The organism is Corynebacterium sp. HMSC074A01, assembly GCF_001831515.1.
GTDB lineage: Bacteria > Actinomycetota > Actinomycetes > Mycobacteriales > Mycobacteriaceae > Corynebacterium.
Genome location: NZ_KV825630.1, coordinates 228,631 through 243,478, shown reverse-complemented (window position 1 = coordinate 243,478; position 14,848 = coordinate 228,631). Strand labels below are relative to the sequence as shown.

Annotated in this window: 14 protein-coding genes; 9 read left to right on the top strand and 5 right to left on the bottom strand. The window is 65.6% G+C overall.

The features are described from left to right. Position 1: 1 nt before the first annotated feature. The 3 genes from HMPREF2550_RS12405 (at position 2) to HMPREF2550_RS10845 (ending at position 1,576) form a co-directional block, all read left to right on the top strand. On the top strand, positions 2-391 hold the full coding sequence (locus HMPREF2550_RS12405) for a hypothetical protein (RefSeq protein WP_070791050.1): 390 nt from the start codon (positions 2-4) through the stop codon (positions 389-391). A 94-nt stretch (positions 392-485) separates the two neighbouring features. Next, on the top strand, positions 486-656 hold the full coding sequence (locus tag HMPREF2550_RS10850) for a DUF3117 domain-containing protein (protein WP_070763036.1): 171 nt from the start codon (positions 486-488) through the stop codon (positions 654-656). A 56-nt stretch (positions 657-712) separates the two neighbouring features. After that, positions 713-1,576 (top strand): methyltransferase domain-containing protein, encoded by an 864-nt coding sequence (locus HMPREF2550_RS10845; RefSeq protein WP_070791048.1) that lies wholly within the window; start codon positions 713-715, stop codon positions 1,574-1,576. A 64-nt stretch (positions 1,577-1,640) separates the two neighbouring features. Here HMPREF2550_RS10845 and HMPREF2550_RS10840 read toward each other — a convergent pair whose 3' ends face one another. Together HMPREF2550_RS10840 and glgA are read right to left on the bottom strand one after the other, a co-directional pair. Further along, positions 1,641-3,086: a GH32 C-terminal domain-containing protein gene (locus HMPREF2550_RS10840; RefSeq protein WP_070791046.1), complete on the bottom strand. Its 1,446-nt coding sequence runs from the start codon at positions 3,084-3,086 to the stop codon at positions 1,641-1,643. Between the two features lie 48 nt (positions 3,087-3,134). Then, complete coding sequence (gene glgA / locus HMPREF2550_RS10835) at positions 3,135-4,289, bottom strand: glycogen synthase (protein ID WP_070791044.1); 1,155 nt, start codon at positions 4,287-4,289, stop codon at positions 3,135-3,137. A gap of 143 nt (positions 4,290-4,432) precedes the next feature. Here glgA and glgC point away from each other — a divergent pair, with 143 nt between their 5' ends. Then, complete coding sequence (gene glgC, locus HMPREF2550_RS10830; protein ID WP_070763030.1) at positions 4,433-5,650, top strand: glucose-1-phosphate adenylyltransferase; 1,218 nt, start codon at positions 4,433-4,435, stop codon at positions 5,648-5,650. On the opposite strand, the gene HMPREF2550_RS10825 is transcribed toward glgC, so the two are convergent. Continuing rightward, on the bottom strand, positions 5,647-6,336 hold the full coding sequence (locus HMPREF2550_RS10825; protein WP_349018739.1) for an O-methyltransferase: 690 nt from the start codon (positions 6,334-6,336) through the stop codon (positions 5,647-5,649). The two genes, glgC and HMPREF2550_RS10825, sit on opposite strands and share 4 nt — an antisense overlap. Before the next feature lie 96 nt (positions 6,337-6,432). On the opposite strand from HMPREF2550_RS10825, the gene sigE reads away from it, so the two are divergent. The 3 genes from sigE to HMPREF2550_RS10810 all read left to right on the top strand — a co-directional run bounded on the left by sigE (position 6,433) and on the right by HMPREF2550_RS10810 (position 7,908). Next, the gene (gene sigE / locus HMPREF2550_RS10820; protein ID WP_083317023.1) at positions 6,433-7,068 is read left to right on the top strand and encodes an RNA polymerase sigma factor SigE; all 636 of its coding nucleotides are present in this window, start codon (positions 6,433-6,435) and stop codon (positions 7,066-7,068) included. 77 nt (positions 7,069-7,145) lie between these two features. Next, positions 7,146-7,484 carry an anti-sigma factor family protein gene (locus HMPREF2550_RS12580; RefSeq protein WP_070763157.1) on the top strand — a complete coding sequence of 113 codons (339 nt, stop codon included), beginning with the start codon at positions 7,146-7,148 and terminating at the stop codon, positions 7,482-7,484. 4 nt (positions 7,485-7,488) lie between these two features. Further along, the gene (locus HMPREF2550_RS10810) at positions 7,489-7,908 is read left to right on the top strand and encodes a twin-arginine translocase TatA/TatE family subunit (protein ID WP_038589771.1); all 420 of its coding nucleotides are present in this window, start codon (positions 7,489-7,491) and stop codon (positions 7,906-7,908) included. A 5-nt stretch (positions 7,909-7,913) separates the two neighbouring features. Here the strand turns inward: HMPREF2550_RS10810 and HMPREF2550_RS10805 are convergent, their stop codons facing one another. After that, positions 7,914-9,050, bottom strand: coding sequence for an Mrp/NBP35 family ATP-binding protein (locus HMPREF2550_RS10805; protein ID WP_038589774.1), 1,137 nt, complete (start codon positions 9,048-9,050; stop codon positions 7,914-7,916). Between the two features lie 112 nt (positions 9,051-9,162). On the opposite strand from HMPREF2550_RS10805, the gene HMPREF2550_RS10800 reads away from it, so the two are divergent. Together HMPREF2550_RS10800 and HMPREF2550_RS10795 are read left to right on the top strand one after the other, a co-directional pair. Further along, on the top strand, positions 9,163-9,687 hold the full coding sequence (locus HMPREF2550_RS10800; protein WP_038589778.1) for a YflT domain-containing protein: 525 nt from the start codon (positions 9,163-9,165) through the stop codon (positions 9,685-9,687). Positions 9,688-9,724: 37 nt separating this feature from the next. Then, positions 9,725-10,471 carry a hypothetical protein gene (locus HMPREF2550_RS10795; RefSeq protein WP_070791042.1) on the top strand — a complete coding sequence of 249 codons (747 nt, stop codon included), beginning with the start codon at positions 9,725-9,727 and terminating at the stop codon, positions 10,469-10,471. A gap of 524 nt (positions 10,472-10,995) precedes the next feature. Here HMPREF2550_RS10795 and HMPREF2550_RS10790 read toward each other — a convergent pair. Continuing rightward, positions 10,996-14,739: a multifunctional oxoglutarate decarboxylase/oxoglutarate dehydrogenase thiamine pyrophosphate-binding subunit/dihydrolipoyllysine-residue succinyltransferase subunit gene (locus tag HMPREF2550_RS10790; protein WP_038589784.1), complete on the bottom strand. Its 3,744-nt coding sequence runs from the start codon at positions 14,737-14,739 to the stop codon at positions 10,996-10,998. Positions 14,740-14,848: the final 109 nt, after the last annotated feature.

Below are 14,848 nucleotides of genomic sequence, written 5' to 3'. Positions count from 1 at the left end.
CATGCTCTCTTGGATTGTCCTGATTCTCTGCCTGGCCGCCTGTTTCGTCCTGGGGATGTGGCTGTCGGCGAAAATTTTCGGCCGCGGCGAGGCGCTGCCCCCAATGCCCGAGACCGAAGACGTCAAGGAAGCGAACCGCCGGGCGGTAGAGGACGGCAACTTCGGTGAGATTCAGCTGGAGGTCGTCCACCGCGGCTACCGGATGGATCAGGTCGACGCGCTCATCGCGCAGCTGACCGGCCAGGAGGAGACTGCCACGGGCGCGCGCAATCCGCAGCGGGTTGAGGCGCACTCGCTGACTGAGGGCGTGACCTTAGACGGTTTCGATGGCGAGACGCCGACGACCACCGAGGCGGAAAGTTTTGCTGCCAAACCTGAGGATCGCGCATAGTTACCTGCGGATATGCTGCAGGAACACGCTATCGTCGGGTAAAAGCGCGTATCATGTACTTCATACATTGTTGAGTCTGAAGGAGAGAATACGCATGGCAGCAATGAAGCCGCGCACTGGTAGCGGTCCGATGGAAGCTGTAGAAGAGAGCCGCAAGATTGTGATGCGCATTCCATCCGACGGCGGCGGGCGCCTCGTCGTGGAGATGAGCAAGGAAGAGGCAGCCGAGCTCGGCGCCCTTCTCACCGAGGCGGCAGGCGAATAAGCCAGGCTCCACCCTACAACTGCTGGGACGGCCGCCAAGTGCGGTAGGATTTCCACATGCTCAAAGACATTGTGGACGTGCTTGCGGACCCGGTAGACCTTTCCCCGTTACGCGGCGAGGACGACTTTGCGCGCCTCGTCTCGGAAACGGGGCATTCTTATGACGTGGCCAAACAGGGCTACGTCACCCTCGCCAGCGGCAAGGGGCTCAACCACGAAGGCGATTCGCTGGAGATGGTCAACTCCCGCGAAGCTTTCCTGGCGCAGGGCCACTTTGCGCCCTTCGTCGAGTCGGTCACCGAGCACGTCCAGGACGTGCTCGAACACAGTGCCCCGCTTGCGGCTGACCCGACCGTCCTCGAGGTCGGCGCGGGCACCGGCTACTACCTGGCGCACACGCTGGACAGCATCGTCGGCGCGCGCGGCGTGGGCCTGGACATTTCGGTCCCGGCCGCGAAGCACCTGGCCAAGTCGCACCCGCGCGTCGGCGCGATCGTCGCGGACGTGTGGGCCGGTCTGCCGGTGCGCGACGAGAGCATCCACGCGATTACCGACGTGTTCGCGCCCCGCAACCCAGCAGAGTTCGCCCGCGTACTCGCCCCGGGTGGGGAAGTGGTGGTGCTGCTGGCGCACCAGGGCCACCTGGACGAGCTGCGCGAGCCGCTCGGCATCCTCGGTGTCGAGGCGGGCAAGCTTGAGCGGATGCTAGAGCAGGCGCAGGGCCACCTGGAGCTGGCCGCTGAACCGCAGCTGATCGAGTTCCCGATGCGCTTGGAGCGCGACGCGATCGCCGCACAGGTGGGCATGAGCCCCTCGGCGCGCCACATTGAAGCGGACGTGCTGCAGGAGCGCGTGGCGACGCTGCCTTCGCACCTGGAAGTCTCCGCGCGCGGCCAGTTGGTGCGCCTGCGGAAGGCCTAAACACAGTAGAAAGGGCCAGGCCGGGAAACCCGGTCTGGCCCTTTTACCTTTTATAGCTGCGTCCCTAGCGGGCGCTGGGGAAGCCGCGGCGCCACTCGTTGAAGATCTCCGCGTCACCCGTGACGCGCGAGCGGATGCCGGTGTAGCCGCTTTCGGACCAGATGCGCGAGGAGGTCACCACGCTGCCGCCACCGGCGAAGACCTCGAGGGTCGAGCCGTCGACGATGATGGTGATGTTGTCCTCGTCGTCCTCGTTAACCTTCGCCTCGACCGGGTCGCCATCAAGACGATCCACGGTGAGCGTCTCGCCGTTGTGCGTAATCACCGCGACGGGCTCCTCGTTGCCGTCGAGCACGTCCGCGACCACGGTCGAGCCGACCGGGATGTCGCACAGCGCGGTCCACATGAGTGCGTGGCGCGAGGACTGCACCGCCTCCGGCAGCCCGGGGGCGGGCACCTGGTAGAGCACGCCATGCTGGAGCGTGGCGCGGCGCGGCAGAGTAAGGGCCCGCGCCCAGCCCTCGGAGGACCAGTTCGGCTCCTCGGTGGGGTCGATGTTACGGCCCGCCTTGGCCATGAACCCGAAGAAGTAGGTGCGTTCGAAGCGGTCCTGCGCGTTGGCCGGCTCCAGCGTGTAGGTGGAGTTGCGCGGCCGGGTGAAGTCGTGGCCGTAGTCCAGCGGTGCCGCGGGGCTCGTCACCTTGAACACGTTGCCTTCGAGCTTGCCCACGAGGTAGACGGCGCGGTCGCGCTCGGTGCCCTCGACTGTGAGGAAGAGTACGTCGTAGATCTCGTTGTCCACCTCGTCGCGCAGGCGGGTGATGCGCGGAGCGACCAGGCGACCTGTGGTATCCAGGCCGGACTCGCCCTCAAAGATCAGCGCGCCTTCGACCTTCCAGGCCTGCCCGTCGGCGGAGGTGAGTACCACCGGCTGCGGCGACTCGGTCGGGCCGGTCACCGCGAGCATGATCCAGCCGACGTGGGTGGCTCCGAGGTCCTCGCACTCGCGCCAATCGCGCACCACGCACGGCGAACGGAAGCTGGTGAACTCCTCGTCATCCTGGACCACGGCACCCAGCCGCTTGACGCCGGCGGCGGGCAGCAACCTGCCGTCCTCGGCTTCGTCGAGCTCGTCGGAAATTGCTGCCAGGTCATCGGCGTGCGCGCGCTGGATGGTGTTGCCCGCGGCCGTGTTGGAGGTGAAGTAGAGGTCGATCGCCTGGTTGCCATCGCTGTCTACCCCAGAATCCTCCGAGGCGACGACGGAGCCGGCGCGCACGTTGAGCTCGCCGCCGACCGGCACGATCGCGTCGTTGCACTCGAGCCAGCTAAACGGGTCGCTCTCGCTCACCTCGTGGCCCCACGCGCTCGCCGCATCGGGGTCGAGCTTGTACTGGTAGAACATGTGCCACTCGTGGTGCTCGCGGGCGCCGGCGCGGATCACGCCCGCCGGACCTTCGAGGATGCCGCGCTCGGCGGTGACGTGCAGTTCAGGTCTGTAAACGCTCATACTTAGTTCAAGTTCCTCACGGATCTAATCGACGATTTACGTGCTTCGCTACAGCAGCGTTGTGTACACGTCCACGGTTTCCTGTGCGATGGTAGCCCAAGAGAACTTCTCGCGAGCACGCACAAGGCCGGCTGCGCCCATGCGCTGGGACAGCGCGGTATTGCCCGCGACCTTGTTCACCGCCTCGGCGAGGTCGCGCTCGAAGGTTGCTGGGTCATCTTCGGCGTAGTCGACCAGCACCCCGGTCTCGCCATCAACGACCACCTCCGGGATGCCGCCCACGCGGGAGGCCACCACGGCGGTCTCGCACGCCATCGCCTCCAGGTTCACGATGCCAAGCGGCTCATAGATGGAGGGGCACACAAAGACGTCGGCGGCGGCGTAGACCTCGCGGATCTTCTCCGGCGGCAGCATGTCCTTGACCCAGAACACGCCGTCGCGCTCGGTGCGCAGCTTCTCGACGAGCGCCTCGGTCTCCGCCGCGATCTCCGGGGTGTCCGGCGCACCAGCGCAGAGGATGAGCTGAATGTCCTCGTCGAAAAGCTGGGCGGCCTTGAGCAAGTGGGGCACGCCCTTCTGGCGAGTGATGCGGCCGACGAAGGCGGCGATCGGCTTGTTCGGATCCACCCCGAGCTCTTCTGTGATGGTGGTCTCGCCCGGGTACCAGTTGCCCGGGTCGATGCCGTTGAGCACGACGTGGACCTTCTCCGGCTCGATGCGCGGGTAGGCGCGCAGAATCGCGTCCTTCATGCCCGAAGACACGGCGATGACCGCATCCGCGTACTCCATGGCGTTCTTCTCGCTCCAGGAGGAGACGTTGTAGCCGCCGCCGAGCTGCTCGCGCTTCCACGGGCGGTCCGGCTCGAGCGAGTGCGCGGTGACCACGTGCGGGATCTCGTGCAGCTGGCCGGCGAGGTGACCGCCCAGGCCCGCGTACCAGGTGTGGGAGTGGACGACGTCCAGGCCAGCCGCGGCATTCGCCATGCGCAGACCCGTCGACAACGTCTTGATCGCGCCGTTGGCGTCTTCCAACTCCGGGTCCACCCCGTGGACGAAGACGCCTTCCATGTCGCGGGGCGCACCCATGCAGTGCACGTCAACGTCGACAAGCTTGCGCATAAAGCGCGTCAACTCCGTGACGTGGACGCCGGCACCACCGTAAACCTCCGGTGGATACTCTCTGGTCATCATTCCGACTCTCATAGGCCCCGAGGATAGTGACGAATTCGAATCGCTGCATTGACCGTGCGCCAAGTGCGGGACCACTAGCCCCGAAGTGGTGAAAAAGCCCACACGGCGCGGCGATCCACTGCACGGTTTGGGCATTTTCAATACGCTTAGGAAGTGTGAGAAGCCAGCCAAGAGTTCTAGCCATTGTCCTTGCGGGCGGCGAGGGGAAGCGACTGTTCCCGCTGACTGCCGACCGCGCGAAACCCGCCGTGCCTTTCGGCGGCAACTACCGCCTGATCGATTTTGTCCTGTCCAACCTGGTCAACGCCGGGTACATGCGTATCGCGGTGCTGACACAGTACAAGTCGCACTCGCTCGACCGCCACGTGGCCACCGCGTGGAACGTCTCGGGCCCGACCCCGCAGTACATCGCGTCTGTGCCCGCTCAGCAGCGGCGCGGCAAGCGCTGGTACAACGGTTCGGCGGACGCGATCGTGCAGTCGCTCAACCTGATCTACGACGATAAGCCGGACTACGTCCTCGTCTTCGGTGCGGACCACGTCTACCGCATGGACCCGTCGCAGATGGTGGAAAACCACATCGCCTCCGGCAAGGCCGCCACCGTCGCCGGCATTCGCGTGCCGCGCGCCGAAGCGACCGCGTTCGGCTGCATCCAGTCGGAGCCGGACGGCACGATTACCGAGTTTTTGGAAAAACCGGCAGACCCGCCGGGGACCCCGGATGACCCGGAGATGACGTTCGCCTCCATGGGCAACTACGTCTTTTCCACCGAGGCGCTCGTACAGGCCCTGCTGGAAGATGAACAGAACGAAGACTCCGCGCACGACATGGGCGGCGACATCATCCCGTACTTTGTCAACCAGGGCCAGGCGAACGTCTACGACTTCTCCGAGAACCACGTGCCCGGCGCCACGGAGCGCGACAAGGGCTACTGGCGTGACGTCGGTACCATCGACTCCTTCTACGAGGCGCACATGGACCTGATCTCCTCGCACCCGGTGTTCAACCTCTACAACAGCTCCTGGCCGATCCACTCCACCGAGGACGGCAACCTGCCGCCGGCCAAGTTCGTCATGGGCGGCATCGCGCAGGAATCCATCGTCGCCTCCGGCTCGATCGTCTCCGGCGCGACGGTGCGCAACTCCGTGCTGTCCACCGACGTGCGGATCGAAGAGGGCGCGACCGTGGAAGGCTCCGTCCTCCTGCCGGGCGTGCGCGTGGGCAAGGGTGCGGTCGTGCGCCACTGCATCCTGGACAAGAACGTCTACGTCTCCGACGGCGAGCTGATCGGAGTGGACATGCAGCGCGACCGCGAGCGCTACCGTGTCTCCGACAACGGCGTGGTTGTCGTGGGTAAGAACGAAGTGATCTAGCGCTTCGTCAACAGCGTCAGGCCCCCGTCGAGGGGCAGGCGCGTGACCACGCCGTCGTGCTCGGCGGCGAACTCGCCCACGTAGTCGTCCGCCTCGCGGGCGGCTGCGGTTTCGCGGTCGCGACGCGTGGCGTCGGCAAGCGTGCCGTCGAGCAGCGAGCCGGCCAGCACGAGGGTGCCGCCGGGGGCGAGCAGCGGCCACGCGGCGCGGATGATCGGCTCCAGCTCGACCGGCGAGACATCCGCGTAGATGAGCTGGTAGGCGCTCTTGGCAAGCCTGCCCATCACGTCGAGCGGGCGCGCGGTGAGGAAGCGCACGCGCGAGGCCGAGTACCCGCCCGCGCGGAGTGCCTGCTTCGTGCCGGACTGCAGCGTGGCCTCAGGCTCGATGCAGGTCAGCGTCGCCTTATCCGGCAGGCCGCGCAGCATGCTCAGCCCCACCACACCGGCCGCCGGGGTGACAGCGACCGCGCCGTGCGGGGCACCATCGCGCGAACCCGTCGCGGCAAAGCTGGTGAGCAGGGCGCACACGGTGGCGGAAGGCACCGCCACACCGTTTTCCTCCGCCTCGGTGCGCGCGAGGCGCATGCCTTCGGCGGCTTGCTCCGGGGCGAGCGCGTCCGCCGCGGCGCGCTTGTTTGCGTAGGCGATCATTTGGGAAAAAGCTGTCTCACTCACACCGCACATCATAGCCAGGCCGCCAAGCAAGCGGCAGCGGATACCCGTGAAAATGGTGGAGGTAACCGCTTGCCGGAGAACCGGCGAATCTGTCACAATGGTCGGGTGCCTCCTTCCGACTCCACACGCCAGCCCGAAACCGCCGACCAACAACCGGACGCAACACCGAAGTCCGGAACCGCGGCCTTTGATGCCGGGCAGGCAGGGATGCCGAGCTGGGCAGAACTCGTCGCGGAGCACGCCGACAGCGTCTACCGCCTGGCGTACCGCCTCTCAGGCAACCAGCATGACGCGGAAGACCTCACCCAAGAGACGTTCATGCGCGTCTTCCGCAGCCTGAAGAACTACAAGCCGGGCACCTTCGAAGGCTGGCTGCACCGCATCACCACCAACCTGTTTTTGGACATGGTGCGCCACCGCGCCACCATCCGGATGGAGGCGCTGCCCGAAGACTACGAGCGCGTCCCCGGCACCGACATGACGCCGGAGCAGGCCTACACCGTGTCCAACCTCGACCCGGCCCTGCAGCACGCGCTGGACGAGCTCAGCCCCGACTTCCGCGTCGCGGTGGTGCTCTGTGACGTTGTCGGCATGACCTACGAGGAGATCGCGGACACCCTGGGCGTGAAGATGGGCACGGTGCGCTCGCGCATCCACCGCGGCCGTATCCAGCTGCGGGAATCGCTGGAGCGGCAGGCTGAGCACGACGATTCTGCCCACGAGCTCATCCGGACACGCTAGTTGCCCCTGGCGGCGTGCGGGCGGGCCAGGGCGTAGGCTGGTGCCGTCGAGAAGTGCGAGAGGAGTGTGAGCAAGTGGTGCACAAGCACTTTTCTTCCACCGAGCACCTGAGCCCGGAGGCGATCGCCGCGTACACGGACGGCGAGCTGAGCGAGACCGCCATGCGCAGGGCGCGCCTGCACCTGCTCCAGTGCGCCGAGTGCTGGGCTGAGGTGCTCACGCAGCGTCGCACGGCGCAGCGCGTGCGCTGCTGCAACGACGAGGAGTTGCACGCCCCGCAGTCGCTGGTGGAGCGCCTGACCCAGTTGCGCCACGAGGATCTCGCAGCACACGATGCGCCCGCGGCACCCGGCGGGGTGTTGGATAAGATGGAAATGATGTTTCGCACGTTGCAGCGGCGCGGGGAGAAGGAGTAGGGCAGTGTTTTCCAGCATCGGTTGGGGCGAGATCTTCTTCATCATCCTGCTCGGCCTGATCATCATCGGGCCAGAGCGGCTGCCGGGCGTGCTCGAAGACGTCCGGGCAGCGATCTACGCGGCGCGCAAGGCCATCACCAACGCAAAGGCCGAGCTCAACGGCGAGCTCGGCGAGTTTGAAGAGTTCCGCCAGCCCATGGAGACGGTGTCCAAGTACGCGGCTATGGGCCCGAAGCGCGCGATTACGCAGATGCTTTTCGACGGCGACGAGCACGCCCTCGACGACATCGACCCCCGCACCGCACTCAACGATTCCCCCCAGGCGCGCACCCCGAAACCGCCGGTGAAGCGCAATGCCGACGGCTCACGCCGCCAGGATCCGCCCGCATCCGGCGGCGGGTTCTCCTGGGCGGATATCACCTAGCGGGCTTATTTTACCTGCGGGTTGAGGCTCTTGCCCGCGAGCGAGTCGCGGCGCACCTTGAGTTTTGCCGCCACATCGGCGATGGCGCGCGCGGCGGGGGAGTCCGGCTGGGAGAGGACGACGGGGGTGCCCTCGTCGCCGTTTTCTCGCAGCTTCGGGTCCAGGGGGATGGAGCCGAGCAGCGGCACCTCGTCATCGGTGAGCGCGGTGAGGCGCTCGGCGACGTGTGCACCGCCGCCCTCGCCGAAGATGTGCATGGTAGAGCCGTCCGGCATGACCATGCCCGACATGTTCTCAATCACGCCCGCGATCGGCTGGTTGGTTTGCTGCGAGATGGTGCCAGCGCGCTCGGCGACCTCCGCGGCAGCGGCCTGCGGGGTGGTCACGATGAGCAGCTCCGCGTTGGGCACCAGCTGCGCTACGGTGATCGCCACGTCGCCGGTGCCCGGCGGCAGGTCCATGAACAGTACGTCCAGGTCGCCCCAGTAGACGTCGGCGAGGAATTGCTGGATGGCGCGGGTGAGCATCGGGCCGCGCCACACGATCGGCGCGTTGCCCTCGACGAACTGGCCGACGGAGATGTGGCGCACGTTGTGCGCAATCGGCGGCATGATCATCTCATCCACCACGGTCGGTCCTTGGTCCTGCGAGCCCATGAGTCCGGGGACGGAGTGGCCGTAAATGTCGGCGTCGACAATGCCGACGGACAGCCCCTGCGCGGCGAGCGCGGTGGCGAGGTTGACCGTCATCGAGCTCTTACCGACGCCACCCTTGCCCGAGGCGACCGCGAAGACGCGGGTGCGCGAGTTGGGGTCCGCGAACGGGATCTCCGGGCCGGTTTGCTGGCCGCGCAGCTTCTGGGCGAGCTCGCGGCGCTGCTCATCGCTCATAGTGTGCAGCGTGACGTCGACCTTGCCCACGCCGTCGAGTTCCTCGAGCACGGCGCGCGTGTTGGACTCGATGGTGTCGCGCATGGGGCAGCCGGCGATGGTGAGGTAGACGCCGACGGCGACATCGGCACCGTCGATAGCCACGGACTCGACCATGCCGAGCTCGGTGATCGGTTTGCCAATTTCCGGGTCCTCGACGCGAGCGAGCGCCTCGTACACCGCGGATTCTGTAATGGGAGAAGAAGCAGTCATAACAGCCCCAGTATAGGGTGGTGCGTCGGCCTCAGCCCACCGCGCCCCGCTGTCGGGGCGCGCGAAGTACAATGGTGGTTTTGCAGAGACCCGTAGAAAGTGAGCACCACGCATGGCTACCCCGAACCCCCGCCAGCTGCAGTCCCGCGAGATCCCGACCGGCTGGCCGGTCGGCAGCTTCCGCACCTACGCCGAGGCCCAAGGCGCAGTCGACGCGCTCTCGGACGCGGAATTCCCCGTGGAAAAGCTCACCATCGTCGGCGTCGACCTGATGCAGGTGGAAAAGATCACCGGCAGGCTCACCTGGCCGCGGGTGTTGGGTGGCGGTGCGCTGTCCGGGATGTGGTTCGGCCTGTTTATTGGCTTGCTGGTTGGCGTGTTTTCTCCCGGGGACGCGCTCTGGTCGATCCTGATGATGTCGCTGTTCATCGGTGCGGTCTTCGGCGTGATCTCCGCTGCGGTGGCCTATGGGTTCACCGGCGGCAAGCGCGACTTCTCCTCGGCCACCAACATCGTGGCGGGCCACTACGACGTGCTCGCCGAGCAGGACGTGGCGATGCGGGCGCGTGACATGATCGCGTCGATGAGCCGGCAGAGTGGGCAGCCGCAGGCCCAGCCGGAGCAGGGCGAGCACTAAGCTAGGTACATACACGTGGAAAGGAAGGTGCGCTGCGATGCGTGATGCGCTGCGCCGAACGACGGCGATACTGGTGGCGGCATCGGGCGCGCTGAGCCTGACAGGCTGCACGGGCAGCGAGGCCTTTGCCAACTTCGGCGTGCTCCAAAACGACGGGCAGCAGACCCTGTCGATCGGTGTGAACCCCGAGGACTCGGAGCAACTAGTCGTGGGCGAGATCTACAACCAGGTGCTTGCAGCATACGGGCGCCCGGTCGGGATTGCGGCGAACACCAATTTTGCGCAGCGCAGCGCCATGGACACGCTGCGAGAGGACGACATTGACCTCGTGGTCAGCTGCACCGGTACGCTCCTCTACGACTTCGACCGCGCTACCGCCGAGACCTACATCACGGACGACCAAGAGGCACCGCAGGCCCCGAACGCCGAGCGGGCGGACGAGGTCTACGCATCACTGGTGGCCACCTTCCCGCACGACATCCGCACGGTCGACCCTTCACCGGCCCAGGGGTGCGCCGATAGTGAGGCCGCGGCCGCCGGCCTGCCGCAGAACTTCGTCCCGCTGTTCAAAGAAGGCAAGCTGAGCCGGCGGGAGATCAAGCGCTTGAACTTTATTACGCGCGTGATGGCCACCAAGGACATCGAGGAGATGGCCGAGCGCGTCGATAATGGCGAGCTTGTGCGCGACGTCACCAGGGAGTGGCTCATGGAGTACGCCAGCATCAACCCGGATAATCCGCAGACGCAAAGCACGGACGACGCGAAGGCAGAGCCGCCCGTCTAACCTGACTGGTTTGCCGACTGGTCGCCCGTTGATGGGATTTACGCCGGGGACCGTAATACGGATTTGGGACGAGTGGTCTTCCTAAATGGAGCTAGCTCCATCTGGAGCTGCGCCGGTTGCAACAGCCCAGGTCGCGGGTTGACGGTTTTCCCAAACGGAGCTAGCTCCATTTAGACCTGCGCCGCCCGCAAATCCCCAGGTCGCGGGTTGACGGTTTTCCCAAACGGAGCTAGCTCCATTTGGACCTGCGCCGGCTGTAAAACCCCAGGTCGCGGGCTGACGGTTTTCCTAAACGGAGCTAGCTCCATTTGGACCTGCGCCGTCGCGAGTACCTCGCCGCTAGCCGTCAGCCGTTCCCGGCCGCGGAAGACAGAAGACCCCAAAACCGGCCCGCCAGCCCTGCACTCATTTGAACCAAGTCAAGGCGAAGGTGGAGCCGCCCATCTAAACAACAGCGAAAAAGGGGACCGGCCCCGGGGATAATCCCCGGGGCCGGTCTTTTGGCGTGTGCGCGAAGCACGGGCCTACTTCTTGAAGGCCTCCTCGAGCAGTGCCTTCTCCTCCTGCTGGTGCACCTTCGCCACACCGGTTGCGGTGGTGGACTGGGAGCGGCGGGAGACGCGGACCATTTCCGGCATGTCCGGGATCAGGTTGCGCAGGTGCTCGTTGTAGAACGGCCATGCACCCTGGTTGGCCGGCTCGTCCTGCACCCAGCGGATCTCCTTCGCGTTCGGGTAGTTGGCAAACGCGTCGCGCAGGCGGTTGAACGGGATCGGGTGGAGCATCTCGATGCGGATGATCGCGACGTCGTCGCGGCCGTCCTTCTCGCGCTTCTTCTCCAACTCCCAGTAGATCTTGCCGGAGCAGAGCATGATCGTGGTGACCTTGTCCGTGTCCGCGATCTTCTTGTTGCCGCGCTCGACGAAGTTCGGGTCGTCGATGACGGACTGGAAGCGGTCCACCTCGATGAAGTCGGACGGCTGGGAGACTGCCGCCTTGTTACGCAGCATGGACTTCGGGCTGAAGACCACCAGCGGGCGCTTCATCTCACCGAGCGCCTGGCGGCGCAGGAGGTGGAAGTGGTTAGCCGGGGTCGACGGCTGGGCGATGGTCATGGAGCCCTCGGCGACAAGCTGCAGGTAACGCTCGATGCGTGCCGAGGAGTGGTCCGGGCCCTGGCCCTCGTAGCCGTGGGGGAGCAGCAGCGTCAGCGAGGACAGCTCGCCCCACTTGGTCTCGCCGGAGGAGACGTACTCGTCGATGATGGTCTGCGCACCGTTGGCAAAGTCGCCGAACTGCGCTTCCCAGGCCACCATGGCGTCCTTGTTACCCAGGGTGTAGCCGTACTCGAAGCCCATGCCCGCGAACTCGGTGAGCGCGGAGTTGTAGACCTCGAAGCGGCCGCCGTTTCCGGCCTCGATCGCGTTGTGATCAAGCGGGTTGAAGGCTTCGCCGTTCTCCGGGTTGTACAGGACCGCGTGGCGCTGGGTGAAAGTACCGCGCTGGGAGTCCTCGCCGGCGAGGCGGACGAACTTGCCCTCCTCGGCTAGGGAACCGAAGGCGAGCAGCTCGCCCCAACCCCAGTCGATGTCGCCGTCGGCAAAGGAGCCGCCGCGCTTCTTCATCACAGACTTCAGACGCTTGTTCGCGGTGAAGTCCTCCGGCAGGTCCACGAAGGCCTCGGCGAGACGCTTGAAGGTGTCCTCGCTGATCGAGGTGTCCAAGCCGCGGGTGAGCTCCTGCGAGTCGGTGATACCGGTCTGCTCGCTCGGCTGGCCCTTGTTCTCCTTCACGTCGGTGAACACGGAGTCCAGCTGGTCGTGGAAGTCCTGTGCGGCCTTCTCTGCGTCCTCAGCGGTGATGTCGCCACGGCCGATGAGGTCCTTGGTGTAGCGGGTACGCACCGAGTCGTGGTTGTGGATGCGGTCATACATCACTGGCTGGGTCACCGTCGGGTCGTCGGCCTCGTTGTGGCCGCGCAGGCGGTAGCAGATCAGGTCGATGAAGACGTCCTTGCCAAACTCGCGGCGGTACTCGGTGGCCAGCTGGGCCACCCATGCAGCTGCCTCCGGATCGTCGCCGTTGACGTGGAAGACCGGGCAGTCGAAGCCCTTAGCCAGGTCGGTGGCGTAGAAGGAGGAACGGCCGGAATCCGGGGTGGTGGTGAAGCCGATCTGGTTGTTTACCACGATGTGGACGGTGCCGCCGACGGAGTAGCCCGGCAGGCGAGACAGGTTCAGGGTCTCCTGGACCACGCCGAGGCCCGCAAAGGAGGCGTCGCCGTGCAGCATGATCGGGACAACCGGGTTGTCCTCGCGGATACCGGCTTCCTTGAGCAGGTCGGCCTTGGCGCGCGCCATGCCCACCAGGACCGGGTCGACGGCCTCGAGGTGGGACGGGTTGGCGGCCAGGGAGACCTTGATCTCGCCGTCGCCGAACATCTGAATGTGCTGGCCCTCGAAGCCGAGGTGGTACTTCACGTCGCCGGAGCCGCCCTGCTGGGCTGCACGCATGTTGCCCTCAAACTCGTTGAAGATGGTGGCAACCGGCTTGCCAACGATGTTGAACAGGACGTTCAGGCGGCCGCGGTGCGGCATGCCGATGACGACCTCGTCGAGGCCCTGGCCTGCGGCGGTGTCGATCACGGCGTCCATCAGCGGGATGAGGGTCTCTGCACCCTCGAGCGAGAAGCGCTTCTGGCCCAGGTACTTGGTCTGCAGGAAGTTCTCGAAGGCCTCGGCGGCGTTGAGCTTCTGCAGGATGTACTTCTGCTCCGCGCTGGTCGGCTTCGGCATGCCGATCTCGAGGCGGTCGCGCAGCCACTCGCGCTCGTCGCGGTCCATCACGTGGGTGAACTCGGCACCGACGTGCAGGGTGTAGGCGGCGCGCAGGCGCGACATGACCTCACGCAGGGTCATGGTCTCCTTGCCGCCGAAGCCGCCGACGTGGAAGGTGCGGTCCAGGTCCCAGATGGTCAGGCCGTGGGACTCGAGCAGCAGGTCGCGCGAGTCCGGCACCGGCAGGCCTGGCTGGTGCCAGCGCAGTGGGTTGGTATCGGCGATGAGGTGGCCGCGGGAGCGGTAGGCCTGGATGAGCTGCATGACGCGGGTGTCCTTGTTGACACCAGAGTTCGGCAGATCCTGTGCCCAGCGCATCGGGGAGTAGGGGATGTTGAGGGCGGTGAAGATCTCGTCCCAGAACTTGTCGTCGATAAGCAGCTGGGAGATGTCGCGCAGGAACTCGCCGGACTCCGCGCCCTGGATGACGCGGTGGTCGTAGGTGGAGGTCAGGGTGACCAGCTTGCCCACGCCGAGCTCCGCGAGACGGTCCTCGGATGCCCCGGCGAACTCGGCCGGGTAGTCCATGGCGCCGACGCCGACGATGGTGCCCTGGCCCTTGGTCAGGCGCGGGATGGAGTGACGGGTACCGATGCCGCCCGGGTTGGTCAGCTGAATGGTCACGCCGGAGAAGTCGTCCATGGTCAGCTTGCCGTCGCGGGCGCGGCGAACAATGTCCTCGTAGGCGTCAATGAACTCGTCGAAGGCGAGCTTCTCGGTTTCCTTGATCGCGGCGACGACCAGCGAGCGGGAGCCGTCCTTGCTCGGCAGGTCGATGGCCAGGCCGAGGTTGATGTGCTCCGGCTGCACTGCGAAGGACTTCTTCTCGTCCTCCTTGTAGTTCTCGTTCATGGCCGGGTGCAGCTTGGTGGCCTGGACAATCGCGTAGCCGATGATGTGGGTAAAGGAGATCTTGCCGCCGCGGGTGCGCTTGAGGTGATCGTTGATCAGCGAGCGGTTCTCAAACATCAGTTTGACCGGCATATCGCGCACGGTCGTGGCGGTGGGAACCTCAAGGGACTCGTTCATGTTCTTGGCAATCGCCTTGAACGCGCCCTTGAGCAGGTGATAGCCCGGCTCCACCTTCACGTCGTTGATGCCATCAAGCGGCGACTTCTTCGGCTTGGGCAGCGCGGAAGTCTGCTTGTTGGAGGTGGCCTTCGCCTTCTTGGCGGCGCTGTCGACCTGGGTCTCGCGGCCATCCTGGCTTGGGGCGCCAGTGGTGGCAGCGACCTTCGCGTCGGTCTTCGGCGCGGAGGCCGTGTTGGCCTTGCCTGCGCCGCGCTTCGCGTTGTTTGCAGAACTGGGGCCGCCCTTGGCTTTAAAGAACTTGCGCCACTCCGCGTCTACGGAATTTGGGTCCTCCTGGTACTGCTGGAACATCTCGTCAACCAGCCAATCATTCTGGCCGAACGTGTTATCGCTGCTCACGGCAGGTCCTCGCCTCTTTCTGTCGGGTACGATCTCGAGTGTTTTCTAGACTGTAATTCTCTTGGTCAGTAGAGCGTTAAAATCTCTACTGCATTCTTCCACGACACCA